The organism is Massilia aerilata, from assembly GCF_042656905.1.
GTDB lineage: Bacteria > Pseudomonadota > Gammaproteobacteria > Burkholderiales > Burkholderiaceae_D > Telluria > Telluria aerilata.
In genome coordinates this window covers 425,297-450,060 of record NZ_JBHSMZ010000001.1, presented here as the reverse complement: position 1 = coordinate 450,060, position 24,764 = coordinate 425,297, and the positions used below count along the sequence as shown (strand labels likewise).

Below are 24,764 nucleotides of genomic sequence, written 5' to 3'. Positions count from 1 at the left end.
CTTTACTCGCGGATCAGCTGGTAGCCGAGACGGTAGACGGTCTGCAGGCAGGAGCGGCCGTCCGACAGCGTGCCGAGCTTGTGGCGCAGGCTGCTGAGGTGGACGTCGATGTTGCGGTCGAAGCGCGCCAGCGGGCGGCCCAGTCCCTGTTCGGACAGGTCGTTCTTGCTGACCGGGCGGCCGGCGTTGCGGGCCAGGACTTCGAGCAGGTTGAATTCGGTGCTGGTCAGTTCCAGCGGCGTGCCTTCCCAGGTCGCGCGGCGCTGCTCGGGCAGCATGGTCAGCTTGCCGACGGTGAGCTTGATGCCGGGTCCGTCGCTGCTGGCGCCTTGCGTGCGGCGCAAAATGGCGCGCACGCGGGCGGTCATCTCGCGCGGGGTGCAGGGCTTGGTCACGTAGTCGTCCGCGCCCAGCTCGAGGCCGAGGATGCGGTCGGCGTCGTCGCCGCGGCCGGTCAGCATCAGCACCGGGATGCGGCTGGCGGCGCGGATGCGGCGCAGGGTCTCGATGCCGTTCATACGCGGCATCATCACGTCGAGGATGGCGATCGCGTACTGGCCGCTGAGCGCTTCGCGCGCACCCAGCTCGCCGTCATGGGCGCAGGCCACGCGGAAGCCTTCCTGTTCCAGGTACTCGGTGAACATCCCTACCAGTTCGGTATCGTCGTCGATTAACAGCACTTGTGTCATGTTCGCATCTTAGCAAATGGGGATGGGGTCTGGCGGCGCCGGTCCCAGGTCTTTACCCGGTTTTACAAGCATTTAACACCACTTTACAGGACCGGGCACGAGAATGCGGCATCCCAACCACACAAGGATGTCGAACATGAATACGATCCGCAAATCGATCGCGGCCGCACTGCTCGCGGCCTGCTGCGCCTCCACTTTCGCCGCCGGCCAGGCCGAGGCGCCGCCGGCGGATGGCGATCACGCTGCCGGCCAGGGCCCGCGCCGCGGACCCGAAGGACGCGGACCCGAAGGACGCGGACCCGAAGGACGCGGACCCGAAGACGGTCCGCGCCACGGCCCCGGCGGCCCGGGCTTCGGCCACCGCTTTGGCCACCTGAAGCTGAGCGAAGCCCAGCAGGACAAGCTGTTCGCGATCGAGCACGCCGCCGCACCCCAGCGTCGCGAGCAGGAAAAGGCGATCCGCCGTGCGCACGAAGCCCTGGGCGCCCTGCGCGACGCCGCCCAGTTCGACGAAGCCAGGGCCGGCGCCGCCTCGCGCGAGCTTGGCCAGGCGATCGCCGCCGAGACCCTGCTGGAAGCGCGCCTGCATGCCCAGCTGCTGGCCGTGCTGACGCCGGAGCAGCGGGAACAGCTGCGCCAGCGCCGCCCGCAAGCGCCGCAAGAGCGCCCGTAAGCGATGGAGGAACAAGACATGGACCACCATCGCGACGGCCTCGCCGAGGACCTCGAACCCTTGCTGGAGATCGCTGCCAGCCGCCGCCAGTCGCTGCGCTGGCTGCTGGGCGGGATGGCGGCGCTGCCGCTCGCCAGTTGCGGCGGCGGCAGCACGATCGGCAGCGTCGATGCCAGCACGGCCAGCAGCGCCGGCACGGCCAGCACCGGCAGCACCGGCAACAGCTGCGCCGTCATCCCCGAGGAGACCGGCGGCCCTTACCCCGGCGACGGCACCAACAGCAATGGCAGCGGCGTCGCCAATGCGCTGACCCTGTCCGGCATCGTGCGCAGCGACATCCGCGCCAGCGTCTCGCCGGGCAGCGCGACCGCGCAGGGCATTCCGCTGACCATCAGGCTGCAGTTGGTGAACGTCGGCGCCGGCTGCGCGCCGATCGCCGGCGCCACCGTCTATCTGTGGCACTGCGACCGCGACGGCAACTACTCGATGTACGCGAGCGGCCTGACCAGGGAAAACTACCTGCGCGGCGTACAGGCGGCCGACGCCGACGGCCATGTGACGTTCACGAGCATCTTCCCCGGCTGCTACGCGGGCCGCATGCCGCATGTGCACTTCGAGGTCTTCCCCAGCCTGGCCAAGGCCGCCAGTGCGGCGGGCCGCATCAAGACATCACAGTTCACCTTCCCGATGGCGACGCTGAACGAGGTCTATGCGAACACGGCGTATGCGGCGAGTTCGCGCAACCTGGCGTCGATCAGCTATGCCACCGACAACGTGTTCAGCGACGGTACTTCGCTGCAGATGGGCAGCGTGAGCGGCAACGCCAGCACCGGTTACACCGTCACATTAGTAGTAGGCGTTTCACTCTAAAGCTGGATCGGGTTCGGGCCAAAGCCCTTACAATGGGCCGCATGAACAAGCCTCTGCTGCATTTCACGCACGGGAACAGCTATCCGTCCGGCGCCTACGGGCGCCTGCTCGAGGAGCTGGGCCGCGACTTCGACGTGCGCACCACCGACATGCTCGGCCACGATCCGCGCTATCCGGTGGACGATAACTGGCATGCGCTGATCGACGAACTGATCGCGCAGCTCGAGCGCCATGAAGAAGCGCCGATCCTGGTCGGCCACTCGCTCGGCGGCGCGGTCGGCATGCTGGCCGCGTGGCGCCGTCCGGACCTCGCGCGCTGCGTGGTGATGCTGGATTCGCCGGTGGTGGCGGGCTGGCGCGCCCATGTCTGGCGACTCGCAAAGGCGCTGGGCCTGGGCCGCAAGCTGTCGCCGGGCGGGATCGCGGAGCGCCGCAGGAACAGCTGGCCCTCGCGCGAGGCGGCCTACGCGCACTTCATCTCGAAACCGATCTTCCAGGCCTGGGCGCCGGGCGCGCTCGACGACTACCTGGACCACGGCCTGGCGCCGCACCCGGACGGTGTGCAGCTGCGCTTCGACCGCGACGTCGAAGCGGCCATCTACAGCAGCCTGCCGCATGACATGAACGCGGTGCTGCGCAAGCCTTACCCGCTGCCGATCGGCTTCGTCGCCGGCACCCGCTCGGAAGAACTGCGCCAGGCCGGCATGGCCTCGACCCGCAAGCTGGTCGGCGAGAACCTGGTCATGATCGAAGGGACGCATTTGTATCCGATGGAGTCGCCCCAGCTGACGGCGCAGCTGACGCGCGAGATGATCGCGCGCCTGCTGCCGGCCCTGGCGACAGGTGACCGCTGCAAGGCTTTCGCGTAGAATCCCCGGTTAACATTTATTCACCGGGAAGCCCTGCGATGGCAATCAAAAGCGACAAATGGATCCGCCGGATGGCGGAAGAACACGGCATGATCGAACCTTTCTCGGCCAGGCAGGTGCGAGAGAGCGAAGGCCGCAAGATCATCTCCTGGGGCACTTCGTCCTACGGCTACGACATCCGCTGCGCCGACGAATTCAAGGTGTTCACGAACATCAACAGCACCATCGTCGACCCGAAGAACTTCGATTCGAACTCCTTCGTCGACGTGAAAAGCGACGTCTGCATCATCCCGCCGAACTCCTTCGCGCTGGCCCGCACCATCGAGTACTTCCGCATCCCGCGCAATGTGCTGACGGTCTGTCTTGGCAAATCGACCTATGCGCGCTGCGGCATCATCGTCAACGTGACGCCCTTCGAGCCGGAGTGGGAAGGCTATGTGACGCTGGAGTTCTCGAACACCACGCCGCTGCCTGCCAAGATCTACGCCGGCGAAGGCTGCGCGCAGGTGCTGTTCTTCGAGAGCGATGAAGTCTGCGAGACTTCGTACAAGGATCGTGGCGGCAAGTACCAGGGGCAGCATGGGGTGACTTTGCCGAAGACCTGATACGGTTTCGGGCGGCATGCCGTCCAGGGTGTATCACATTGAAAGGGGGCTGCGGCCTCCTTTTTATATGGTGCCGGCTTTGTTTCAGGCCACGGCGAGGATGATCCCTGCATCGGTGATGCGCGCCATCGGGTCATCGACGCCAAAGCGCCATCCCGGCGGCATCGTCGTTTTCCAGCCGCGTACATGGTCCAGGTGGTGTGCTTCCTCGCGCGAAATCATGACGATGCCGAGGTGGGCGACGATCGCATCCCTGACCGCCATGAGGGATTCACCGCGATCGTACATTTTCAGGCACTCGTCACGGATAAGCACGCGGGGCACGATGTGCTCTCCGTAGCCTTCGCCCTTGATCGAGCGGCCCCGCAGGACCCACTCGTTGCGGATGAGGGGCATATGGAAAAAGCGCGTGTCGAATCCCGATTTCTCTTCCCAGTGATCGTAAAGCAGTTGGGCAAGAAGCAGGGCGCGGCGCTGGAAAATGGCGGTCGATGTGAATTCTGGTGGCGGTGTTATTTGCATGGGTTTTCTTTTCGCGTCCTCACGCTGCAATGGGCAGTGCGCGCGTCCCGCTGTCACGCAGCCACAGGTAGCGGTTCTTCAGGAAGCTGATATAGACGAGCGCCAGCAGCGGATGCGCGTTCGGACCGCATTCCACCGTGCGCTGGGTACCGGCGTCGACCTCGATCTCGAGCGGGGGCGACCAGCACCAGTCGATCTTCAGCCGCACCGTATGGCGGCCAGGCTTGACCGCGATGCGCGCCTCGCCTTTTTCGCCGATGGTGCCGGCATGGTCGCCGTCGACGAGGATGCGGTAGCTGCGCAGTTTGTCGCCCCATGCGGACGGTCTGCGGATCAGGATTTCTGCCATGCTGCCTCCCAGGAATAATGTCCAATTCTAGTGCACGGAATGGCCGGGGAAACTCACCGATTGTCGCATTGCCCCCGTTGCGCACGTCTGACAGCGCCGCGCAGCGCGGGCGAAAAAAAGAGGAGCCGCAGCTCCTCTTTTACGCCGTCAGGCCTGAATCGCTCAGTCCTGCTTCACGCAATCCACGAAGTAACCCAGCTTCCCATCCACCTCGCGCTTGACCAGCCCGTGCACATCGGTTTCGAAGCCCGGGAAGCGCTCGTTGAAGTCGCGTGCGAAGCGCAGGTAGTCGACGATGGTCTTGTTGAAGCGCTCGCCCGGGATCAGCAGCGGGATGCCGGGCGGGTAGGGCGTCAGCAGGATCGCGGTGATGCGGCCTTCCAGGTTCTCGATCGCCACGCGCTCGATCTCGCGGTGGGCCATCTTGGCGAAGGCGTCCGAAGGCTTCATCGCCGGGATCATGTCCGACAAATACATCTCGGTGGTCAGGCGCGCCACGTCGCGCGACTTGTAGAAGTCGTGGATCTGCTGGCACAGGTCGCGCAGGCCCCAGGACTCGTAGCGCGGGTTGACCGCGCAGAATTCCGGCATGATGCGCCACATCGGCTGGTTGCGGTCGTAGTCGTCCTTGAACTGCTGCAGGGCGGTCACCAGGGTGTTCCAGCGGCCCTTGGTGATGCCGATCGTGAACAGGATGAAGAAGGAATACAGGCCGCACTTCTCGATGATCACGCCGTGCTCGGCCAGGTACTTGGTCACGATCGAGGCCGGGATGCCGGAATCGTCGAAGGAGCCGTCCAGCGCCAGGCCCGGGGTCACCACGGTGGCCTTGATCGGGTCCAGCATGTTGAAGCCTTCGGCCAGCTTGCCGAAGCCGTGCCAGGTGTGGTCGGCGTGGATCATCCAGTCGGCCTGGGTGCCGATGCCTTCTTCGCTGGTGACCTGCGGGCCCCAGACCTTGAACCACCAGTCGTCGCCGATCTCTTCGTCGACCTTCTGCATCGCGCGGCGGAAGTCCAGCGATTCGTAGATCGACTCTTCGACCAGGGCGGTGCCGCCCGGCGCTTCCATCATCGCCGCGGCGACGTCGCAGGAGGCGATGATCGAATACTGCGGCGAGGTCGAGGTGTGCATCAGGTAGGCCTCGTTGAAGGCGTCCTGGTCCAGCTTGACGGTCTCGGATTCGCGCACCAGCACCTGCGAGGCCTGCGACAGGCCGGCCAGCAGCTTGTGCGTCGACTGGGTCGAGAAGATCATCGACTCCTTGGCGCGCGGGCGGTCGCGGCCGATCGCGTGCATGTTCTTGTAGAAGTCGTGGAAGGTCGCGTGCGGGATCCAGGCTTCGTCGAAGTGCAGGGTGTCGATCTTCCCGTCCAACATTTCGCGCAGGGTCTCGACGTTGTAGACCACGCCGTCGTAGGTCGACTGCGTGATGGTGAGGATGCGCGGCTTCTTGTTCTTGGCTTCGCGGGCGAACGGGTTCGCTTCGATCTTGCGGGCGATCGATTCGGGCGTGAACTCTTCCAGCGGAATCGGACCGATGATGCCGAGGTTGTTCCGGGTCGGCATCAGGAACACGGGGATCGCGCCGCACATGATGATCGAGTGCAGGATCGACTTGTGGCAGTTACGGTCCACGACGACGATGTCGCCCGGCGCCACGGTCGAGTGCCAGACCATCTTGTTCGAGGTCGAGGTGCCGTTGGTGACGAAGTAGCAGTGGTCGGCGTTGTAGATGCGCGCGGCGTTGCGCTCGGACTTGGCCACCGGACCGGTGTGGTCGAGCAGCTGGCCCAGTTCCTCGACCGCGTTGCAGACGTCGGCGCGCAGCATGTTCTCGCCGAAGAACTGGTGGAACATCTGGCCGATGGGGCTCTTCAGGAAGGCGACGCCGCCCGAGTGGCCGGGGCAGTGCCACGAATACGAGCCGTCGTTGGCGTAGTTGACCAGGGCGCGGAAGAAGGGCGGCGCCAGGCTGTCCAGGTAGGCCTTCGCTTCGCGGATGATGTGGCGCGCGACGAATTCCGGGGTGTCCTCGAACATGTGGATGAAGCCGTGCAGCTCCTTCAGGATGTCGTTCGGGATGTGGCGGCTGGTGCGGGTCTCGCCGTAGATATAGATCGGGATGTCCGAATTCTTGTGGCGGATCTCCTGCACGAAGGCGCGCAGCGCGGTCAGGGCGAAGTTGGTCTCTTCGATGGTGCCGCTGCCGAATTCCTCGTCGTCGATCGACAGCACGAAGGCCGAGGCGCGCGACTGCTGTTGGGCGAACTGGGACAGGTCGCCATAGCTCGTCAAGCCCAGCACTTCCATGCCTTCTTTTTCCATCGCGGCGGCCAGCGCGCGAATGCCGAGGCCCGAGGTATTCTCGGAACGGAAGTCCTCGTCAATGATGACGATTGGGAATCGAAATTTCATGGACAGCTCCAAAGCGAAGCGCCGTGCACCCCATCTCCCTCAAAGTAGAGATGGCCGGGCACGGCACCGAAAAAAAATAGAAGCGGATTTTCGCAGAATTTCCGCAAGTCGGCGCAAGTTTTTTTGTTAGCTTAGCCAGACTGGACCGATGGCGGCGCACCGTTGTTGTTGGCCAGGCAATGATAAAATGCCAGGGTCTACTCAGCGGAGGGCGGCATGAACCCAGTGCGCATCAGATTCGAGAGCAGGATCCCCCGGTCGCCAGCCGAACTCTGGGCCTGGAGCACCTCCGCGCGCGGCGTGCACACGGAGATGGCGCCGGTGCTCAAGCTGGAGTTCCCGAAAGGGATGCAGCACATCCCGCAAAGCCAGGACAGTCTCGGCAGCCCGCTGGGGAATTGCCGCTTCCTGCTGTTCGGCGTGGTGCCGGTCGACCTGTCGCGCCTGACCTTCGTGGAGATGGAGCCGGGCCGCCGCTTCGTCGAACAGTCGCCGCTGCTGTCGATGAAGTCGTGGCGGCACGAGCGTGTGATCGAAGCGGTCGACGACGGCGCGCTGGTGGTCGACAGCCTCGAGTTCACGCCGCGCATCGCGGGCCCGGTGGTCGGCTGGTTCGTGGGGCGCTTCTTCGCGCACCGCCACGCCGTGCTGCGCCGCGAATTCGGCGAGCGCCGTTCAGTGCCCCGCGCCGCCGCTGGCCATGAGGGCGCCGATCGGGTCGACATGCAGCCACGCGAAAGCGCCTAGCGCAAAGCCGATCACGGCGACCACGTAGGTGGCCGACAGCAGCCAGCGGCGGCGCGTCAGCAGCGTGATCGCCGCCAGCGAGATCGCGATCTGCTCGGCGGTGGTGGCCAGCGCCCACTGGTGGTGGGTGTGCAGCGCCTTCTCCGACTTCTCGTTCCATTCGTCGGATTCCTTCTCGAACTTCTCGGCCTCTTTCTTGATGGCGGCCTTCTCGCCTTCATAGCGGGCAACGTCGGCCTTGTACTTGGCCTGGGTCGGTTCGGGCATGCCAGGCAGCGAAGACGCCATCTCGGCCAGGTTCTGCTTGTTCGACTTGGCCTGGTAGTAGTTCCAGGAATTCGCCGCCGTGGTCTTGGCGATCGCCGCGTTGTTCTTGAAGAGGGCCGCGTCGTTCTGCGTGGCGCCGCCCAGGTAGCCGAACAGCGCGCCGACCGTGGCCAGCACCGCGGTCATGACGGCGATGTTGTTGGAGAAGTTGTCGCCGCCATGGGCAGCGTGTTCGACCGCGTGATCGTGCGGGCCATGCACGTGGAAACCGTGTCCGGACATATTGTTTATTTCTTTTCGTAAGTGACGAAGGAAAAGGCGACGCCGTCCTTCGATACGTGTTCTTCGCGCGCGCTGGCGGTCCACACCGCCGGATCGATCTCCGGGAAGAAGGTGTCGCAGCGGTAGACGCCGTCGATGTGCGTCACGATCAGGCGGTCGGCGATGCCCATGGATTCGGTGAAGATCTGCGCCCCGCCGATGATGCTGGCCTGCTCATCGCCGACCAGCGCCACCGCTTCCTCCAGCGAGCCGGCGACTTCGACGCCCTCGTGCGACCAGTCGCGGTTGCGCGTGACGACGATGTTGCGGCGCTTGGGCAGCGGCCGGCCGATCGAGTCGAAGGTCTTGCGGCCCATGATGATGGGGCGCTCGATGGTGACGCGCTTGAAGTGCGCGAGGTCTTCGGGCAGGTGCCAGGGCAGCTGGTTGTCGACGCCGATGCCGCGCTGGGCGTCCATCGCGACCACCAAGGTGATGTGCTTGCTCATATCTATACCGCCACCGGCGCCTTGATTGCCGGATGGGGATCGTAGCCGGCCACGTCGAAGTCCTCGAACTTGTAGTCGAACAGCGAATCCGGCTTGCGGCGGATAGACAGCTGCGGCAGCGGGCGCTCTTCGCGCGACAGCTGCAGCTCGACCTGTTCCAGGTGATTCGAATACAGGTGGCAGTCGCCGCCGGTCCAGATGAAATCGCCGACTTCGAGTCCGGCCTGCTGCGCCATCATGTGGGTCAGCAGGGCGTAGGAGGCGATATTGAAGGGTACGCCCAGGAAGATGTCGGCGCTGCGCTGGTAGAGCTGGCAGGACAGCTTGCCGTCGGCGACGTAGAACTGGAACAAGGCGTGGCAGGGCGGCAGCTTCATCTGCGGCACGTCGGCCACGTTCCAGGCCGAGACGATCATGCGGCGCGAGTCCGGATTGTTCCTGATCTGGTCGAGCACCTGGCTGATCTGGTCGATATGCCCACCGTTGGGCGCCGGCCAGCTGCGCCATTGGTAGCCGTAGATCGGACCCAGTTCGCCATTCGCGTCGGCCCACTCGTCCCAGATCGAAACCCCGTGTTCCTTCAGGTAGGCGATGTTGGTGGAACCGGCCAGGAACCAGATCAGTTCATGGATGATGGACTTCAGGTGCACCTTCTTGGTGGTCACCAGCGGGAAGCCGTCCTGCAAATTGAAGCGCATCTGGTAGCCGAACACGGAGCGTGTGCCGGTGCCGGTTCGATCTAGCTTGACCGCGCCATGGTCGCGGACATGGCGCATCAGGTCTGAATATTGGCGCATCGGAGTCGTGAATCTAAAGCGGTTAACAAGCCGGCATTTTACCCGATCGCCGCAGCCAGTTCTGCCGCCAGCAAGGCCACCGCTTCGCGCACCCGGCCGTCCGGCGTATCGAGCAGATTGTCCCCGACATAGCATTCGAAATAAGAGGTGTCCGGCAGCACGCCGTGATTGATCCGGTGGAACGTCCAGATGCCGTGCTCGGCCGCCAGCTTGCGGCGGATCTCCAGCGCGCGTTCGCGGCTCACCGGCAGGTGCAGGTGCAGCATGTTGGCCTGCGGCGCCGCCGGATTCACCTTGATGACGGGATGGTCGCGCAGCACGTCGTACAAGAACTGGGTGCGGCGGAACAGGGGCGGCATGCTGGCCAGGCGCGCATCGAACTGCATCGCCGCCGCCACCACATAGGGCGACTGGTGCACCAGCTTGCCGCCCTGGCGCGCGAACCATTTGGCGGCGCGGGCGACGAATTCGCTTGAACCCAGCAGCATGGCGCCGCCCAGGCCGCCGATGCCCTTGTACAGCGACACGTAGACCGAATCGAAGCCGGCCGCGATCTCGGCCAGCGGACGGCCATAGCCGGCCGCCGCTTCCCACAGGCGCGCGCCGTCCATGTGCAGGTGGATGTCCTGCTGCTTGCAATGCGCCTTGATGGCCTCCAGCTCATCCCAGGCGGACAGCTGGCCGCCGATTTCGCGCATCGGGATTTCGAGGCTGACGGCGGACAAGCGGTCTGGAATGTCGGTGATGTCGGCCGCCGTCCAGGGACGGTGGCGGTCGCCTACCGACAGCGCATCGAAGTGGTGCAGCAGCTGGTAGTTCGAGCCTTCGTGGACGAAGATGTGCGAGGTCGGGTGCAAGGCCACCGGCGCCTTGCCACGCTCCATGGCCGCCAGGCGCAGGGCCGTCACCTGGGTCATGGTGCCGGAAATGCAGAATACGGCCGCTTCGAAGCCGAGCAGCTCGGCCACCTTGCGTTCGAAGTCCTGGATCAGGGCGCCTTCGCCGTAGACGTCGTGGCTGATGCCATTGGCTTCGCACCAGGCGGCCATGGCGGAAAACATCTCGGCCGGGCGGCGCGGGCGGTGGCCGGGGAGGATGGTGGTGCAGCGGGCAAGAAGTTCGGTATCGCTCATGCAGCAACTGTACACCGAACAAGCAGGGCCGTGAAGGGCGGCCCTGCCGGGGATTAGTAACGCGGCAGCGCCGGGCGCGCGCCGGCCGCCTGCGCGGCCTGCGCATCGTCGAGCTTGAACAGGCGCACCGCGCGCGCCAGCTGCCCGGCCTGTTCCTGCATGGCCTGGGCGGCGGCGCTGGCTTCCTCGACCAGGGCCGCGTTGTGCTGGGTGACCTGGTCCATCTCGCCGATCGCGCGGTTGATGTTCTCGATGCCGCCGGTCTGTTCGGTGCTGGCGGCGCTGATGCGGCCCATGATGCCGGTTACCTGCTCGGCGCTGTGCAGCACCTCGGCCATGGTGGTGCCGGCTTCCTGCACCAGGCGGCTGCCGGCGTCGACTTCGGCGCCCGAGGCCTGGATCAGGGTCTTGATTTCCTTTGCCGCGGCGGCAGAGCGCTGCGCCAGATTGCGCACTTCGGAGGCCACGACCGCGAAGCCGCGGCCCTGTTCGCCGGCGCGCGCCGCTTCGACGGCCGCATTCAAGGCCAGGATGTTGGTCTGGAAGGCGATGCCGTCGATGACGCCGATGATGTCGCCGATGCGGCCCGAGGACTGCTTGATCGCCTCCATGCGCTCGATCACCTGGCTCACCATGCGGCCGCCTTCTTGCGCGACCATCGAGGTGTTCACCGCCAGCTGGTTCGCCTGGCGGGCGTCGCCGGCGTTCTGGCGCACGGTCTCGGTCAGGTCCTGCATCGAGTTGGCGGTGACGGCCAGGGTCGCGGCCTGCTGCTCGGTGCGGGCCGACAGGTCGAGGTTGCCGGAGGAGATTTCATTCGACGCGTTGAGGATCTGCTCGGCGCCGCCGCGCACCTGGCCGACCACGTTCGACAGGCCCTTGCCGATCTCGTTCATGGCCGCGGCCAGGCGTCCGATCTCGTCGCGGCGGCCGGCGTCCAGCGAGACGGTGAGGTCGCCCTGGGCCATGCGCACGGCGGCGTCGCGGGCCGCGCCCAGCGGACGGGTGACAGTGCGCTTCATCATGGCGTTCAGGATGAGGGCGAAGATCGCCAGCGCGACCAGGCCGCTGAGGATGGCGCGGTTGCGCAGTTTGGTGGCTTCCTGGACGATCTCGTCGTCGAAGGTGCCGCCGGCGATCAGCCAGTTCCAGTCCTGGAACAGCGAATACGCGACGATGCGGTCGCGCGGCGGCGTGCCGTCCGTGCTTTGCAACGGATAGACGGTCAGGCCTTCTTTGGAAGCCAGCATCGCGCGCACGTATTCGCGGCCGTCGGCGTCGCGGTTGCCGAGGATGTTCTGGCCTTCCTTGTTGGGGTGGACGATCAGGTCGCCGAAGTTCTTGCCGGGCGCCGCGTTCAGCACGTAGAAGTAGCCGGTCTCGCCGACTTTCATGCCGCGGATGCGCTCCTTCAGCATGGCCAGGTCGCGGCTGATGTCGATGCCGACGTAAAGCACGGCGATGACCTTGCCGCTCTTGTCGAGCACCGGGTCGTAGCTGGTGATGGTCTGCTTGCCGAACAGGGTGACCAGGCCGACGTAGGCCTTGCCGGCGCGGACCCGGGCATAGGCCGGGCTGGCGTGGTCGAGCACCGTGCCGACCGCGCGCTCGCCGTTTTCCTTGCGCACCGAGGTGCTCACGCGAACGAAGTCCTCGCCGTTGGCGACGAAGACGGTGGCGTTGCCGCCGGTCTCGCGGGTGAAGCGGTCGGGCACGCTGAAATCGAGGTTGAGCGGCGTGTCGCCGTTCTTCAGCACCGGCACCTGCTTGCCGGCGACGTCGACGGTGTTGGCCGTATCGACGCTGAATTCGCCCGGCAGGGCGGCGGCGAAGACCTTGGCGAAGCTGACGGCCTCGCTGGACACGGCCTTGTCGAACATCTCGACGGTCGCCATCACGCTGCCCAGTTCGGCCTTGACGTTGACGACTGCGCGCTCGTGCAGCAGGTTCGAAGTGGTCCAGCTGATGGTGGTGACCAGCACGGCCAGGATCAGGCCGACAAGTGTGAAAGTGAAAGCGGTGATCTTCGAGCCGACCGACCAGCGCGAGACGTCGAACATGGGCTTGTTCATGAAATCCGGTTATGCAAGGGGAATCCCCGATGATACCGGAAGTATCCGCAGGGCAACTACGGAGAAACCCTTAGTCCGACGTATTCCTGCAACAAATTATTATGCTGGCATGCCCTTTTGTTATGCGTGCACGTGGTGGAATTGCAGCGCCGCCAGGTTGGCATAGATCCCGCCCAGCGCCACCAGCGAGGCATGGGTGCCGGTCTCGACGATGCGGCCGTCTTCCATCACGATGATGCGGTCGGCGCGCTGCACGGTGGCCAGGCGGTGGGCGATGATCAGGGTGGTGCGGCCGACCATCGCCGCCTCCAGCGCGCTCTGCACCAGGCGTTCGGATTCGGCATCCAGCGCGCTGGTGGCTTCGTCGAGCAGCAGCAGGGGTGGATTCTTCAGCAGGGCGCGCGCGATGGCGATGCGCTGGCGCTGGCCGCCGGACAGGCGCACGCCGCGCTCGCCCAGATAGGAGGCATAGCCCTGCGGCAGGCGCTCGATGAATTCGTGGGCGGCCGCCATCTTCGCCGCGGCGATGACTTCGGCGTCGCTGGCTTCCGGGCGGCCGTAGCGGATGTTCTCCATCGCGTCGGCCGAGAAGATCACCGTGTCCTGCGGAACGATGCCGATCGCGCCGCGCAACACCTGCAGGTCGAGGTCGCGGATGTCGGCGCCGTCCAGCAGGATCGCGCCGGATTGCGGGTCGTAGAAGCGCAGCAGCAGCTGGAACAGGGTGGTCTTGCCGGCGCCGGAAGGGCCGACCACGGCCACCGTTTCGCCGGGCTGGATCTGCAGATCCAGGTGCGACAGCGCGGCGTGGTCCGGACGCGAGGGATAGGAGAAGCCGACCTCCTGGAGTTGCAGCGAGGCGCCGCCGGCGTGGCGCGGCGGCAGCGGCTTCGGATGCAGCGGGCTGGCGATGCTCGAACGCAGGGCCAGCAGTTCCAGCAGGCGCTCGGCGGCGCCGGCCGCGCGCTGGGCCTCGCCCATCACCTCCGACAGCGCGCCGACCGCGCCCGAGACGATGGACGCATACAGGATGAACTGGCCCAGGTCGCCGCCGGTCATGGTCCCGGCCAGCACCGCGTGGGCGCCCAGCCACAGCACGAAGACGATGGCGCCGAACACCAGCACGATGGCCAGCATGGTCAGCACGGAGCGCGCGCGGATGCGCCGCATCGCGGTCTGGAAGGCCTGTTCGACCGAGTTGCCGAAGCGCCGGGCCTCGCGGGCTTCGCCGGTGTAGGCCTGCACGGTCGGCATGGCGTTGAGGATCTCGCCGGCCATGGCGGAAGCGTCGGCGATGCGATCCTGCGAATCGCGCGAGAGCTTGCGCACGCGGCGGCCGAACAGCACGATCGGCACCACCACCAGCACCAGCAGGCCGAGGATGATCGAGGTCAGCTTGGCGCTGGTCACGAACAGCATCGCCAGGCCGCCGACGAAGAGCAGGGTATTGCGCAAGGCCAGCGAGATGCTGGTGCCGACCACGCTCTGGATCAGGGTGGTGTCGGTGGTCAGGCGCGACAGCACTTCGCCGCTGCGGGTGGTCTCGAAGAATTCCGGGCTTTGCCGCACCACGTGGGAGTAAACCGCGCTGCGGATGTCCGCGGTGACGCGCTCGCCCAGCCAGGACACCATGTAGAAGCGCGCGGCGGTGGCCACGCCCAGCACCGCGGCCACGCCGAACAGGGCCAGGAAGGTGGCGTTGACGTTGGCGATGCTGCCGCTGCCGGCGGCGCCGAAGCCGTGGTCGATCATCTGCTTGAAGGCGTAGGGGATGGCCAGGGTGGCGCCGGCGGCGACCAGCAGGGCGATCCCGGCCAGCACGAACTGGCGGCGGTAGGGCTTCAGGAAAGGCAGCAGGCCGGCGAGGGCCTTGAAGGTGCTTTGGCGGCTGGGGGTGGAACTGTCGCTCATGTGTCCTGGTTTCTTGTTTTCGTGTGGTTCAAAGTTTCATCGGGTCGACGTAACCCGTCAGCTCGAGATAGCCGCGGCCCAGGCGGCGGCCCTCCCGCTCGACCATCACCGCGCCCTCCCAGTACACCGCGCCGGTGGAACGGCGCGAGTCGAGTTCCTGGTCGGGCTGCAGCGGCGTCAAGCGCCAGGCCAGGGCGCCGGTCGTGATCGTGGTGGCGACCGGATAGCTGGCGCCGGTGCGCGGCGACTTCCATTGTTGCTGCGGCGTGAAGGCGACCTGTCCGGGATTGTACTGTGTGACGCGGCCGGCGGCATCGCGGTGGGTCGCATGGGCCCAGAGCTTGCCGCCGTCCTTGGCGCGGATCTGGAAGGCCATCAGGGCGCCGCCGTCGTCGAGATTGATGCCGGCCCAGTCCCAGCCGGCGGCGTTCGTTTCCAGCACCTGGCTGGACCATTCGTGATCCAGCCATGCGCTGCCTTTGACTTGTACCGGCGTGCCGGCGCGGGTGACGGCGCCCGTCACGCGCAGTTGCGGCTCGCTGTAGTAATAGCTGGCGTGTTCGGGCCTCAAGCCTTTTCGGGAGAAGCCGGCCTCGCCCTGCAGCAGCATCGGCTGGGTCGGCGCCAGCTGGAGATCGAAGGCGAGTTCGCCGCCGCGCACGGACACCTGGTAGCGGCCGTCCGCGCCACGTTGCATGCGCCAGTCTTCCAGCTTCACGTCGGTGCTGCCGGTCCTGGCCCAGGCCAGGCCGAATCCTTCGCGCGCACTGCGCTGTTCGTGCACGAGATGGCCGGTGGCCGGATCGGACAGGGCGGCGTGGCCGATGATCAGCTGCCTGGGCGCGAAGGCGCTGGGATTGGCCTCGTCGTGTTCGGTACGGCTGCGGAAGAAGGTGACCTGGAAACCAAGCGGCTTGCCGTCCGGTGTTTCGAGCCAGCCGGTCACGTACCACCATTCCGTGCGGTGCGCCGGGTGGGCGCCGAAGTCCTGCGGGAAGACGAGCGTACGGCCCGGCAGGACGGGCGCAAACGAAGGTGGCGCGGCCTGCACGGCGCTGGCCAACAGCAGCAGGATGAAGAGCAATCGGCGCAGCATCACCAGTCCTCCCGCACCGCGCGCACCGGCCCGCCGGACAGCGCATACCGGCCCGACACCAGCGCCGTGAGCACCGAAGCCGCCACCAGCACCGCCGCCACGCTGCCCAGCAGCGGCCAGGGCAGGTGCAACTGCATGGTCCAGTGGAAGGATTGCGGGTTCACGACATAAACGAGAATGAGGCTGATCAGGAGGCCGAGCGCGAAGCCGGTGGCCACGCCCAGCACGGTCAGCGAACCGCCTTCCAGGGCCAGGATGCGCAGCACCTGGCCGCGCGAGACCCCCACGTGGCGCAGCATGCCGAACTCGCGGGCGCGCGCCAGGGTCTGGGCCGAGAAGGTGGCCGCCACCCCGGACAGGCCGATGGCGATGGCGATCGCTTCCAGCAGGTAGGTGACGGCGAAGCTGCGGTCGAAGATCCTGAGGCTGGCGGCGCGGATCTCGCCGGGACTGGCGAATTGCAGGGTGGCGCCGAAGGGCAGCGCGCGCAGGCGGGCGGCAATGGCATCGACGGGCACGCCCTTGTCCGCCCACAGCGCGGCGTCGGTGACGGTGCCGTCGCCGGTCAGGCGCCGGTAGTCGGGCAGGCGCACCACCACGGAGCCGGACTGGTTCGCATAGTCGCGCCAGACGCCGGCCACGAAGAAGCTTTCCCTGCGCCCGCCCAGCGGCAGGGCGACGCGCTGGCCGGGGCGGAAGCCGTACAGGTCGGTCATGGCTTCCGACACCCACAGCGGCAGTTCGCCCGCCGGCGCCGGCACGGCCTCGCCGACCAGCGCCAGCAGGCGTCCCGGGTCCGCCGCGTCGATGTCGCGCGCGATCAGGGTGACGGCGGGGCGCGCGGAATCCAGCGACAGCGGGCGCGTACGCAGGAAGGCCGAACGCGACACGCCCGGCAGCGCGGCGATCGCCGCCTGCTCCGGCGCGCCCAGGTCGCCGGTATTGCCGCCGCTGGCGGTGCGCACATACAGGTCGGCCGGCAGGATGTGCAGGATCCAGTCGTCGACGGAGACGCGGAAGCTGGCCACCATGATGCCCATCGCGACCATCAGGCTGAAGCTGGCCAGCACGCCGCCCAGCGCGATCGAGGCCTGGCCCGGCGCATTCGCCAGCCTTGCCAGCGCCAGGTTCAGGACCGGCGATTGAGCGGAAGAAGCCCGGCGCAGCTGCCAACGGTTCAGCAAACGGAAACTGCTGGCCGCCAGGCGCGGCATCAGGCCGATCCCGCCGATCAGCAGCAGGGCGACGGCGACATAGCCGAACAGCGGCAGCTCGAACACCGGCGGCGCAAAGGCGCAGGCGACGGCGGCGCCCAGGCAGAGCAGCGAAGGCCAGAGGCGCGACAGGCGTTCCAGCGCGGTCTCGTCGTTGCCGGACTTGAGCGCCACCGCGGGCCGGGCGCGCGCGGCTTCCCAGGCCGGCGCCGCGCAGCCCAGCAGGGCCACGCCTAGGCCCAGCAGGAAGAACACGCAGACCGCCAGCGGCGTGAACACGACGGTCGGCTTCACGCCGGGGAAGTAGCCGGCGCCAAGGTCGCCGCCGAAGAAGGCCAGCGCGGCCGCCGCCAGGCCGTAGCCGGCGGCGATGCCGAGCAGGGAACCGATCACGCCCAGGCTCGCGCCTTCGACCAGCACCTGGCGCAGCAAAGCGCGGCGCGGCAGGCCCAGCACGCGCAGCAGCGCGAACTGGCTGCGCCGGCGCAGCACGGACAGGGCCTGGGTCGAGAACACGAGGAAGGCGCCGGTGAACAAGGCCACCAGCGCCAGCACGGTCAGGTTGACGCGGTAGGCGCGGCTGAGGTTATTGTTGCGGCTTTCCTGGTTGGCGTCGTTGGGCGCGGCCACCGTGAAGCGGCCCGGATACGCCTTTTCCAGCTCGAGCGCCAGCGCGCGCTCGAAAGCGCCGCGGTCGACGCCGTCGCGCAATTTCAGGTCGACGCGCGACAGCTTGCCCAGCTGCTTGAAGCGCCATTGCAGGGCGCCGATGTCCATCACGGCCAGGCGCTGGCCGCTGCGCGCGCGCAGGATGGGGCCTGCCACGCGCAGCGGCACGTCGTGGGTGCCGGCGCGCAGCGTCAATATCGATCCGGTGCGCACGCCCAGCCATGCCTGGGCCGCCGGCGACAGGAAAATGGTGTCGTCGCCAAGCACGTCGGCGCCGTGATCTTTCGCGGGCACGCCGCTCAGGTCTGGCGAGACATAGCCGGCGCGCAGCGCATCCAGGCCCACGATCTTGAGCGATCCCGGCTTGCCGGCCAGCGCGGCATCGACTTCCAGGACCGGCGAGGCCACCGCCACGCCCTCGTGCGTGGCCAGCCGCGGGTAGATGCGCTCGTCGAACTGGGCTTCGCGCCCGGCCACCTGCAAATCCGCCTGGCCGGCCAGGCTCTGGATCGCGGCGGAGAATTCGTTGAAGGCGGCGGCATTGATCAGGTGGATGGCAAAGCCCATGGCCACCCCCACTGCAATCGCCACCACGGCCAGCAGGGCGCGCATCGGGTGCGCGCGCCACTCGCCGAACAGCAGCCAGCGCGAGAGCAGTCCTAGGCCGGACATTCCACCGCCAGCGCTTCTCGCTGGCGCCTCGCTTCCAGCCGCGCCGCCTCATGCTTTGGACCGTGCACGGTGCGCGCCAGGTCTTCCTCGGTCCATTTGTGGCGCAAGCGCAGCTTCTCGCATTTCTGGCGCCTGGCGTAGGCGGCGCGGTTCTGCTTGGCCTGCGTTCTTTCCTCCTTGGCCTGTTCCTTCTCGCGCGCGATGCGGGCCTTTTCCAGTTCCAGCAGAGTGCGGGCATCGCCGCCTTGCGGCCCCATGGTGTCGGCGGGCGAGATGCCGGCCGGCGGCGGGGGCAATGCCTGCGATGCGCCGTGCGCGCAGGGACGGTCGCCATAGCTGGTCTTGCCGTCGACCGTGCATTTGTACACGGACTGGGCCTGCACGGAGGCCGACAGCACGCAGGAACCGATCAACAAAAGAAGGCGCATCATGAAGCTCTCCCGGTCAAAGAATTTTGCCAGGGTTCATGATGCCCAGCGGGTCGAGCGCGGCCTTGATGGCACGCATCAGGTCCAGCTCGACTTGCGCCTTGTAGCGCGGCAGCTCGTCGCGCTTCAGGGCGCCGATGCCGTGTTCGGCCGAAATCGAGCCGGCGAAGTCCGCCACGCTGTCGTGCACGATGCGGTTGACGTCGCCCTGGTAGGCCAGGAAGGCTTCATGCGGCGTACCGGCGGGCGGCGCGATGTTGTAGTGCAGGTTGCCGTCGCCCAGGTGGCCGAAGCAGACCACCTGCACGCCCGGCCAGGCGCGGGCCAGCAGGGCGTCGGTCTTTTCCACGAAATCGGCGATGCGCGAGATCGGCACCGAGATGTCGTGCTTGATGTTCTTGCCGTCCGCGGCCTGGGCCAGCGGGATGTGCTCGCGGATCGCCCACAGCGCGCGCGACTGCGCGATCGAGGTCGCGACCACGGCGTCCTGGGCCAGGCCCGCTTCGAGCGCGTTCTCGATGGTCTCTTCCAGCAGGCGCACGGCGTGCTGCTCGGACTCGTGGCTGGATAGTTCCAGCAGGGCGTATTGCGGGTGCGTTTGCGGGAAGGGCTGGGGCAGGTTGGGGAAGTGCTTGCCCACCAGGCGCAGGCAGACGTCGCTCATCAGCTCATAGCCGGTGAGGGTCGGGCCGGCGGTTTCCTGGGCCAGCTTCAGGAGTGCCAGCGCGTCGCGGCAGCTGCCGAGTGCGACCAGGGCGGTGATGCCGGCCTTCGGCTGCGGGAACAGCTTCAGCACGGCGCCGGTGATCACGCCCAGCGTGCCTTCGGCGCCGATGTAGAGGTCGCGCAGGTCGTAGCCGGTATTGTCTTTCCTGAGCCCGCGCAGGCCGTTCCACAGTTCGCCCTGGGCGGTGACCACTTCGAGGCCCAGGCATAGCTCGCGCGTGTTCCCGTAGCGCAGGACGCCGGTGCCGCCGGCATTCGTCGCCAGGTTGCCGCCGATGGTGCAGCTGCCTTCGGCCGCCAGCGACAGCGGGAACAGCATGCCTGCTGCGCCGGCCGCCTGCTGGATGTCGTGCAGGATGCAGCCGGCGTCGACGGTCATGGTGCGGTTGATGCCGTCGACGGCGCGGATGCGGTTCAGGCGCCGCAGCGAGAGCACCACGGCGCGTCCGGATTCATCCGGCACGCTGCCGATCACCAGGCCGGTGCGCCCGCCCTGCGGCACCACCGGCACCCGGTGCGCGGCGCACAGCTGGACCAGGCCGGCCACCTGCTGCGGGTCGGCGGGGCGCAGCACGGCGCGGGCACGGCCCATGTAGCGGCCGCGCCAGTCGCTCAGGTAGGGCGAAACGTCGGCGTCTTCGGTGAGCACATGGTCGGCGCCGATCAGCTCGCGGCAATGCGCGAGGAACAAATCAGTCATGCGGCACTTTGACCTTGTCGAGCAGCTCCTTGGCCAGCTTTTTCGCCTGCTTCTTGTAGGGGCGCAGGTAGAGCAGGGCGAACACGAAATAGGAAACCACCAGCAGCACCTCGCCCAGCGCCATGATGCGCGAGATCTCGGACCGGTCGCTCCAGGCGCGCACCGCGCCCTCGATGAAATAGATCAGGATGACCATCGACGACCACTGCAGCGTGTACAGGTCGCGCTTGATCACGCCGCGCAGCGGCAGCAGCAGCGGCAAGGCTTTGAGCGCCAGCAGCGAGCCGCCCGGATGCAGCGGGGCCACCACGATTTCCCAGGCCAGCAGCCAGGCGCACAGGATGACCAGGCTGGTCACCGCTCCCGTATGAAATACCCGATGCACTTGCATTGCTTATTCCATCCCTTGCAGATTGCGGCTCGCCAGCGCCAGGCGCCGGCCCAGCGCGACCGCCAGCCGCTTCTCGTCGTCCGTGATCGGGCGGTTGCCGTCCACGCCGGACCAGTGGGTCGCGCCGTAGGGGCTGCCGCCGCTCGCGGTGGTCATCAGTTCCGGCATGGTGTAGGGCAGGCCCATCACCATCATGCCGTGGTGCAGCAGCGGGATCATCATCGACAGCAGGGTCGACTCCTGGCCGCCGTGCAGGCTGCCGGTGGAGGTGAACACGGCCGCCGGCTTGCCCGCCAGGGTCCCGGACAGCCACTGCGCCGAGGTACCGTCGAGGAAGTACTTCATGGCCGCCGCCATGTTGCCGAAGCGGGTGGGCGAACCGAGCGCCAGCCCGGCGCATTCCGCCAGATCATCCAGCTCGACATAGGGCGCGCCGCTGCGCGGGATGTCGGGCTCGGTCGCCTCCGCCACGGTGGAGACGGCAGGCACGGTGCGCAGGCGAGCCTCCGCGCCGGGAACGCTTTCGACGCCCTGGGCGATGAGTTCAGCCAGTTTGCGAGTCTTGCCATGCCGCGAGTAATACAGGATGAGGATGATCGGATTGGTTGGGTTCATCGTTGGTATTATAGGGCGGTTTATTCCTCCAACGTGTCCAGATGCTATCGAAAACGGTTTCCTCCATCTCCCGCTCCACCAGCGAGATGATCAACGTCAGCGTCGACATGGTGCGCGGCCTGACCTGGGCCGAGGTGCGCGACCTGGTGCGCTTCGCGCGCCGGCGCCTGTTGGATGAAAAGTTGCCGCAGGTGGCGGGCAGCCTGACCTTCACCACCACGCTGGCGCTGGTGCCGCTGCTGACGATCGTGCTGGCCATCTTCACGACCTTCCCGATCTTCGGCCAGCTGCGGTCGAGCCTCGACCATTATTTCGTGCAGATGGTGATGCCGAAGGCGATCGCCAACACGATCACCTCGAACCTGACCCAGTTCGCCAGCAAGGCGACGCGCCTGTCCGCGGTGGGCGCGGTGGCGCTGGTGCTGACCACGGCGGCGATGATCGGCATGATCGAGCGCGCCTTCAACCAGATCTGGCGCGTCAAGCGTCCGCGTCCGCTGGTGCAGCGGGTCCTGATCTACTGGGCCCTGGTGACGCTCGGGCCGCTGCTGTTCGGCATCTCGCTGACCCTGACTTCGCAGCTGTTCAGCGCCACCACGGGCCTGATGAGCGCCGTTCCCTTCCTCGGCGCGCTGTTCTATAGCGCGGTCTCGGTGGCCCTGACCACCGGCGCCTACACGCTGCTCTACATGACCGTGCCGAACCGCTGGGTCGACTGGCGCGATGCGCTGTGGGGCGGGCTGGTGGCGGCGATCGCCTTCGAGGTCGCGAAGCGCGTATTCGCGATTTTCATCCGCCAGTTCCCGACCTACGCCATCATCTACGGCGCGCTGGCGGCGCTGCCGCTGTTCCTGCTGTGGATGTATCTGTCCTGGCTGATCACGCTGGTGGGCGCGCTGCTGACGGCGGCGCTGCCGGTGGTGAAGTACGAACGCTGGTGGTACGAGCCGGCGCCGGGCGGCGCTTTCGTCGACGCGATGGCCATCCTGAAGGTGCTGCACGGCGGCGCGGCGATCACCGGCACGGCGCTGGTGACCGGCGCCCAGATCCGCGCCCACACGCGCATCGGCTACGACGAGATGAGCCTGCTGCTGGAGCAGATGGTGGCGGCCGGCTGGGTGGGCCGGGTGCATGCCGAGGAATCGCTGCGGGCGGTCTGGGGCCGCGGCGCGCGCGAGGGCGGGGAGGGCTGGGTGCTGCTGGTCGATCCGGGACTGATCCGCTTGTCCGACGTGTACCGGCGCTTCGTGTTCGGCGCGGCCGGCGTGGAATCGGCAGCCGGCGCCGGCGCCGGGGCGGGAACCGCGGCCGGCGAGCCGGGGCCCGCTTCGCCGCTGGCGCTGGATACGGCGGGGCTGGCGCGGCGGGTCGAAGAGGCTGTCGAGCGCGGCCTGGACCAGACTCTGGCTGAGCATTTCGCTAATTAATCGGAGGAGCCGCGGCTGTTCCGTGTCTGTCTGGATACGGAATATATTGAATTGTGGAATCAAACGTTGCCGGATGTTACTATTGTCGGCATACGTTTGGAGATCACATGATCGTTCGCCGCTTCCTTTTTGGCCTGCTGTTCCTGTGCTGGACTGCGCTGGCCCATGCCGGAACGGACCAGGACGATTTCATGCACGCGCTGGCCACCGCCCGCGAGGAAGCCTACGTCACGCCCAGCGCGGCGCTCGCCAAACTCGATCAATTGAAGGAAGGACGGAGCGGCCAGGAACTCGGCCACCTGCTGGTCGAAACTAGCCGCGCCAACTTCTGGCTCGGCAAGAAGCAGGAAGCCCTGGCCGCCGCTCTCGACGCCGAAAAACTCGGCCGCGAATCCCACGACGATGTGCTGCTGGCGAAGGCCATGCTGAGCCACGGCCTGGTGCTGTCCCGGCTGGTGCACGACCAGGACGCGGCGCGCAAGCTGATCGCGAACGCCGCCGCGCTGGCCGAAACGACCGAAGACATCCACCTGAAGACCCGCGCGCTGGTGGCCCAGGGCCTGCTGGCCGACCAGGAAGGCCGCAGCGACGACGCCCTGGACTACGTCGAGCAGGCCGCCGGCCTGGCCCGCAGCGGCGCCGATCCCGACGCGCTGGCGATGGCGCTGCGCGAACAGGCCAGATTGATGGCGGTGGTCGGCGATGCCGCGCCGGCGCTGAAGCTGGCCGACGAATTGCTGGCCATCGCCAGGAGCCGCGGCATCCCGGCCCAACTGGCCCATGCCAGGCTGATCGAATACGCGACCGCCGCACATGCCGGCAATCCCAGGCGCGCCGAAAAAGCCTTGCAGTCCGCCGTGGACATCCTCGAACAGCTGGACGCCCGCGAACGCCTGGCGGTGCCGCTGGCGAACCTGGCCGAACTCTACGTCCAGTCGCGCCGCTTCGGCGAAGCCGCGCGCACCAGCGAGGCGGCGCTGCGCATCGCGCGCGAGGTCGGCGACGAGAACGGCGCCCGCCTGGCGTCCTACGAGCTGGGCCTCAGCTATATCTATTTCCGCAACGTGGCCCAGGGCCGGCAGATGGTCGACACCGCGCTCGACGGTTTGAAGGACGACGAGCGCTATGTGCGCATGCTGCTCGATTACGGCCATGCGCTGAACCAGGTGGGCTGGGGCGACGTCGCACTGACCGTTTACGAAAAGGCGGGATCGGTCTCGCTGGCCGCCTGGCGCAAGGAAAAACAGCTGTCCTACCAGGCGCTGCAGCGTGCCTATGCCTACCAGAAGAAACAGGCCGAGCTGACTGCGGCCCACCACGAAAGCCAGCTGAAGGCGGCCGAACTCACCACCGTCAAGCGCCTGCGCACGCTGTGGGTGGCGCTGAGCGTGACGACCCTGGTCGCGGTGCTGCTGATCGCGCTGCTGTACGGCCGCGTGAAAAAGGCCAACCGCACGCTGAAGGTGAAGAACGAGCAGCTGTTCCACCAGAGCACCCGCGATTCGCTGACCGGCCTGTTCAACCGCCACTACTTCTACGAGCATGTGGTGCCGCGCTACCACGAGAATCCGGGCCGCGACGGCAAGGCGGGCGGCGTGTTCCTGCTGATGGACGTCGACCATTTCAAGTCGATCAACGACCGCTTCGGCCATAGCGCCGGCGACGTCGTCCTCAAGAATGTGGCGGCGCGGCTGGCCGCCAGCCTGCGCGAGCAGGATGTGCTGATCCGCTGGGGCGGCGAGGAATTCCTGGCCTACCTGCCGGGCGTCGCGCTGGATGAGGCGCGCCAGCTGTGCGCGCGCCTGCTGGCGGCGGTGTGCGGCTCAAGCATCGCTGCCGAAGGCCAGCAGCTGACCGTCTCGGTGTCGATCGGCTTCTGCCCGCGCCCGCTGGCGAACGTGGACGGCGGCCCGGACTGGGAAAAGCTAGTGCACCTGGCCGACCTTTGCCTCTACCTGGCCAAGACGGCCGGCAGGAACCAGGCTTTCGGCGTCGCCGATGCGAATGCCCTGACGCCGGCGGCGATTGCCGCGGCCGATGCGGACCTGGGGCAGGCGTCGGCGGACGGACTGGTCGATTTGGTCAATGTGAAAACCGTCCAGTAGGGTGGGCACCCCGTGCCCACGACGTGCAG

General features: G+C 67.0%; 23 protein-coding genes. 7 read left to right on the top strand and 16 right to left on the bottom strand.

The window, feature by feature from the left end:
* Window positions 1-2: 2 nt before the first annotated feature.
* Window positions 3-689, bottom strand: a complete 687-nt coding sequence (locus tag ACFPO9_RS01975; RefSeq protein WP_379766255.1) for a response regulator transcription factor — start codon at window positions 687-689, stop codon at window positions 3-5.
* Window positions 690-825: 136 nt separating this feature from the next.
* Here ACFPO9_RS01975 and ACFPO9_RS01970 point away from each other — a divergent pair, with 136 nt between their 5' ends.
* From ACFPO9_RS01970 to dcd, 4 genes are read left to right on the top strand one after another with little or no spacing between them, the layout of a single operon-like run.
* The gene (locus ACFPO9_RS01970) at window positions 826-1,362 is read left to right on the top strand and encodes a Spy/CpxP family protein refolding chaperone (protein WP_379766252.1); all 537 of its coding nucleotides are present in this window, start codon (window positions 826-828) and stop codon (window positions 1,360-1,362) included.
* Window positions 1,363-1,380: 18 nt separating this feature from the next.
* On the top strand, window positions 1,381-2,232 hold the full coding sequence (locus ACFPO9_RS01965) for a dioxygenase family protein (protein WP_379766249.1): 852 nt from the start codon (window positions 1,381-1,383) through the stop codon (window positions 2,230-2,232).
* 41 nt (window positions 2,233-2,273) lie between these two features.
* Entirely contained in the window at window positions 2,274-3,101 is an 828-nt protein-coding gene (locus ACFPO9_RS01960; RefSeq protein WP_379766247.1) for an alpha/beta fold hydrolase, read from the top strand.
* A gap of 38 nt (window positions 3,102-3,139) precedes the next feature.
* Window positions 3,140-3,706 (top strand): dCTP deaminase, encoded by a 567-nt coding sequence (gene dcd / locus ACFPO9_RS01955; protein WP_379766244.1) that lies wholly within the window; start codon window positions 3,140-3,142, stop codon window positions 3,704-3,706.
* Between the two features lie 84 nt (window positions 3,707-3,790).
* Here the strand turns inward: dcd and ACFPO9_RS01950 are convergent, their stop codons facing one another.
* From ACFPO9_RS01950 to ACFPO9_RS01940, 3 genes are all read right to left on the bottom strand, one after another.
* Window positions 3,791-4,228 (bottom strand): hypothetical protein, encoded by a 438-nt coding sequence (locus tag ACFPO9_RS01950; RefSeq protein ID WP_379766241.1) that lies wholly within the window; start codon window positions 4,226-4,228, stop codon window positions 3,791-3,793.
* Between the two features lie 19 nt (window positions 4,229-4,247).
* Complete coding sequence (locus ACFPO9_RS01945) at window positions 4,248-4,577, bottom strand: hypothetical protein (RefSeq protein WP_379766238.1); 330 nt, start codon at window positions 4,575-4,577, stop codon at window positions 4,248-4,250.
* Window positions 4,578-4,739: 162 nt separating this feature from the next.
* Window positions 4,740-6,995 (bottom strand): Orn/Lys/Arg family decarboxylase, encoded by a 2,256-nt coding sequence (locus ACFPO9_RS01940; RefSeq protein ID WP_379766236.1) that lies wholly within the window; start codon window positions 6,993-6,995, stop codon window positions 4,740-4,742.
* A gap of 216 nt (window positions 6,996-7,211) precedes the next feature.
* On the opposite strand from ACFPO9_RS01940, the gene ACFPO9_RS01935 reads away from it, so the two are divergent.
* Window positions 7,212-7,742, top strand: coding sequence for a hypothetical protein (locus tag ACFPO9_RS01935; protein ID WP_379766233.1), 531 nt, complete (start codon window positions 7,212-7,214; stop codon window positions 7,740-7,742).
* Here ACFPO9_RS01935 and ACFPO9_RS01930 read toward each other — a convergent pair.
* The 12 genes from ACFPO9_RS01930 to wrbA form a co-directional block, all read right to left on the bottom strand.
* Entirely contained in the window at window positions 7,671-8,291 is a 621-nt protein-coding gene (locus ACFPO9_RS01930; protein WP_379766230.1) for a DUF4337 domain-containing protein, read from the bottom strand. The two genes, ACFPO9_RS01935 and ACFPO9_RS01930, sit on opposite strands and share 72 nt — an antisense overlap.
* Window positions 8,292-8,296: 5 nt before the next feature.
* Window positions 8,297-8,779, bottom strand: coding sequence for a dihydrofolate reductase (locus ACFPO9_RS01925; protein ID WP_379766227.1), 483 nt, complete (start codon window positions 8,777-8,779; stop codon window positions 8,297-8,299).
* Between the two features lie 2 nt (window positions 8,780-8,781).
* Entirely contained in the window at window positions 8,782-9,576 is a 795-nt protein-coding gene (locus ACFPO9_RS01920) for a thymidylate synthase (protein ID WP_379766224.1), read from the bottom strand.
* Window positions 9,577-9,614: 38 nt separating this feature from the next.
* Window positions 9,615-10,709 (bottom strand): threonine aldolase family protein, encoded by a 1,095-nt coding sequence (locus ACFPO9_RS01915; protein WP_379766221.1) that lies wholly within the window; start codon window positions 10,707-10,709, stop codon window positions 9,615-9,617.
* A gap of 53 nt (window positions 10,710-10,762) precedes the next feature.
* Complete coding sequence (locus ACFPO9_RS01910) at window positions 10,763-12,781, bottom strand: methyl-accepting chemotaxis protein (RefSeq protein ID WP_379766218.1); 2,019 nt, start codon at window positions 12,779-12,781, stop codon at window positions 10,763-10,765.
* A 120-nt stretch (window positions 12,782-12,901) separates the two neighbouring features.
* A complete protein-coding gene (locus tag ACFPO9_RS01905) occupies window positions 12,902-14,692 on the bottom strand; it encodes an ABC transporter transmembrane domain-containing protein (protein WP_379766215.1) in 1,791 nt (596 codons plus the stop codon).
* Between the two features lie 28 nt (window positions 14,693-14,720).
* Window positions 14,721-15,788, bottom strand: coding sequence for a lipocalin-like domain-containing protein (locus tag ACFPO9_RS01900; protein ID WP_379766212.1), 1,068 nt, complete (start codon window positions 15,786-15,788; stop codon window positions 14,721-14,723).
* Window positions 15,788-18,343 carry an FtsX-like permease family protein gene (locus ACFPO9_RS01895; RefSeq protein WP_379766209.1) on the bottom strand — a complete coding sequence of 852 codons (2,556 nt, stop codon included), beginning with the start codon at window positions 18,341-18,343 and terminating at the stop codon, window positions 15,788-15,790. The genes ACFPO9_RS01900 and ACFPO9_RS01895 overlap by 1 nt, the downstream gene beginning before the upstream one ends.
* Window positions 18,331-18,774 (bottom strand): DUF4124 domain-containing protein, encoded by a 444-nt coding sequence (locus ACFPO9_RS01890; protein WP_379766206.1) that lies wholly within the window; start codon window positions 18,772-18,774, stop codon window positions 18,331-18,333. The genes ACFPO9_RS01895 and ACFPO9_RS01890 overlap by 13 nt, the downstream gene beginning before the upstream one ends.
* Window positions 18,775-18,787: 13 nt before the next feature.
* Window positions 18,788-20,197: an FAD-binding oxidoreductase gene (locus ACFPO9_RS01885; protein ID WP_379766203.1), complete on the bottom strand. Its 1,410-nt coding sequence runs from the start codon at window positions 20,195-20,197 to the stop codon at window positions 18,788-18,790.
* Window positions 20,190-20,588, bottom strand: a complete 399-nt coding sequence (locus tag ACFPO9_RS01880) for a DUF2069 domain-containing protein (RefSeq protein WP_379766200.1) — start codon at window positions 20,586-20,588, stop codon at window positions 20,190-20,192. Before ACFPO9_RS01880 ends, ACFPO9_RS01885 begins: the two co-directional genes overlap by 8 nt.
* A 3-nt stretch (window positions 20,589-20,591) precedes the next feature.
* Entirely contained in the window at window positions 20,592-21,203 is a 612-nt protein-coding gene (wrbA, locus tag ACFPO9_RS01875) for an NAD(P)H:quinone oxidoreductase (RefSeq protein ID WP_379766197.1), read from the bottom strand.
* A 41-nt stretch (window positions 21,204-21,244) separates the two neighbouring features.
* Here wrbA and ACFPO9_RS01870 point away from each other — a divergent pair, with 41 nt between their 5' ends.
* Both ACFPO9_RS01870 and ACFPO9_RS01865 read left to right on the top strand, forming a co-directional pair.
* Complete coding sequence (locus tag ACFPO9_RS01870) at window positions 21,245-22,630, top strand: YihY family inner membrane protein (protein ID WP_379766194.1); 1,386 nt, start codon at window positions 21,245-21,247, stop codon at window positions 22,628-22,630.
* Window positions 22,631-22,737: 107 nt separating this feature from the next.
* A complete protein-coding gene (locus ACFPO9_RS01865; RefSeq protein WP_379766191.1) occupies window positions 22,738-24,735 on the top strand; it encodes a GGDEF domain-containing protein in 1,998 nt (665 codons plus the stop codon).
* The last annotated feature ends 29 nt before the right edge of the window (window positions 24,736-24,764 follow it).

Excerpts from the sequence above, each read along its gene's own strand:
- ACFPO9_RS01925 (WP_379766227.1), bottom strand. The coding sequence starts at position 8,779 with ATGAGCAAGCACATCACCTTGGTGGTCGCGATGGACGCCCAGCGCGGC.
- ACFPO9_RS01900 (WP_379766212.1), bottom strand. The coding sequence starts at position 15,788 with ATGCTGCGCCGATTGCTCTTCATCCTGCTGCTGTTGGCCAGCGCCGTG.
- ACFPO9_RS01960 (WP_379766247.1), top strand. The coding sequence starts at position 2,274 with ATGAACAAGCCTCTGCTGCATTTCACGCACGGGAACAGCTATCCGTCC.
- ACFPO9_RS01945 (WP_379766238.1), bottom strand. The coding sequence starts at position 4,577 with ATGGCAGAAATCCTGATCCGCAGACCGTCCGCATGGGGCGACAAACTG.
- ACFPO9_RS01895 (WP_379766209.1), bottom strand. The coding sequence starts at position 18,343 with ATGTCCGGCCTAGGACTGCTCTCGCGCTGGCTGCTGTTCGGCGAGTGG.
- ACFPO9_RS01885 (WP_379766203.1), bottom strand. The coding sequence starts at position 20,197 with ATGACTGATTTGTTCCTCGCGCATTGCCGCGAGCTGATCGGCGCCGAC.
- ACFPO9_RS01965 (WP_379766249.1), top strand. The coding sequence starts at position 1,381 with ATGGACCACCATCGCGACGGCCTCGCCGAGGACCTCGAACCCTTGCTG.
- ACFPO9_RS01935 (WP_379766233.1), top strand. The coding sequence starts at position 7,212 with ATGAACCCAGTGCGCATCAGATTCGAGAGCAGGATCCCCCGGTCGCCA.
- wrbA (WP_379766197.1), bottom strand. The coding sequence starts at position 21,203 with ATGAACCCAACCAATCCGATCATCCTCATCCTGTATTACTCGCGGCAT.
- ACFPO9_RS01940 (WP_379766236.1), bottom strand. The coding sequence starts at position 6,995 with ATGAAATTTCGATTCCCAATCGTCATCATTGACGAGGACTTCCGTTCC.
- ACFPO9_RS01905 (WP_379766215.1), bottom strand. The coding sequence starts at position 14,692 with ATGAGCGACAGTTCCACCCCCAGCCGCCAAAGCACCTTCAAGGCCCTC.
- ACFPO9_RS01890 (WP_379766206.1), bottom strand. The coding sequence starts at position 18,774 with ATGATGCGCCTTCTTTTGTTGATCGGTTCCTGCGTGCTGTCGGCCTCC.
- ACFPO9_RS01915 (WP_379766221.1), bottom strand. The coding sequence starts at position 10,709 with ATGAGCGATACCGAACTTCTTGCCCGCTGCACCACCATCCTCCCCGGC.
- ACFPO9_RS01950 (WP_379766241.1), bottom strand. The coding sequence starts at position 4,228 with ATGCAAATAACACCGCCACCAGAATTCACATCGACCGCCATTTTCCAG.
- ACFPO9_RS01880 (WP_379766200.1), bottom strand. The coding sequence starts at position 20,588 with ATGCAAGTGCATCGGGTATTTCATACGGGAGCGGTGACCAGCCTGGTC.
- ACFPO9_RS01975 (WP_379766255.1), bottom strand. The coding sequence starts at position 689 with ATGACACAAGTGCTGTTAATCGACGACGATACCGAACTGGTAGGGATG.
- ACFPO9_RS01910 (WP_379766218.1), bottom strand. The coding sequence starts at position 12,781 with ATGAACAAGCCCATGTTCGACGTCTCGCGCTGGTCGGTCGGCTCGAAG.
- ACFPO9_RS01870 (WP_379766194.1), top strand. The coding sequence starts at position 21,245 with ATGCTATCGAAAACGGTTTCCTCCATCTCCCGCTCCACCAGCGAGATG.
- ACFPO9_RS01970 (WP_379766252.1), top strand. The coding sequence starts at position 826 with ATGAATACGATCCGCAAATCGATCGCGGCCGCACTGCTCGCGGCCTGC.
- ACFPO9_RS01865 (WP_379766191.1), top strand. The coding sequence starts at position 22,738 with ATGATCGTTCGCCGCTTCCTTTTTGGCCTGCTGTTCCTGTGCTGGACT.
- ACFPO9_RS01920 (WP_379766224.1), bottom strand. The coding sequence starts at position 9,576 with ATGCGCCAATATTCAGACCTGATGCGCCATGTCCGCGACCATGGCGCG.
- ACFPO9_RS01930 (WP_379766230.1), bottom strand. The coding sequence starts at position 8,291 with ATGTCCGGACACGGTTTCCACGTGCATGGCCCGCACGATCACGCGGTC.
- dcd (WP_379766244.1), top strand. The coding sequence starts at position 3,140 with ATGGCAATCAAAAGCGACAAATGGATCCGCCGGATGGCGGAAGAACAC.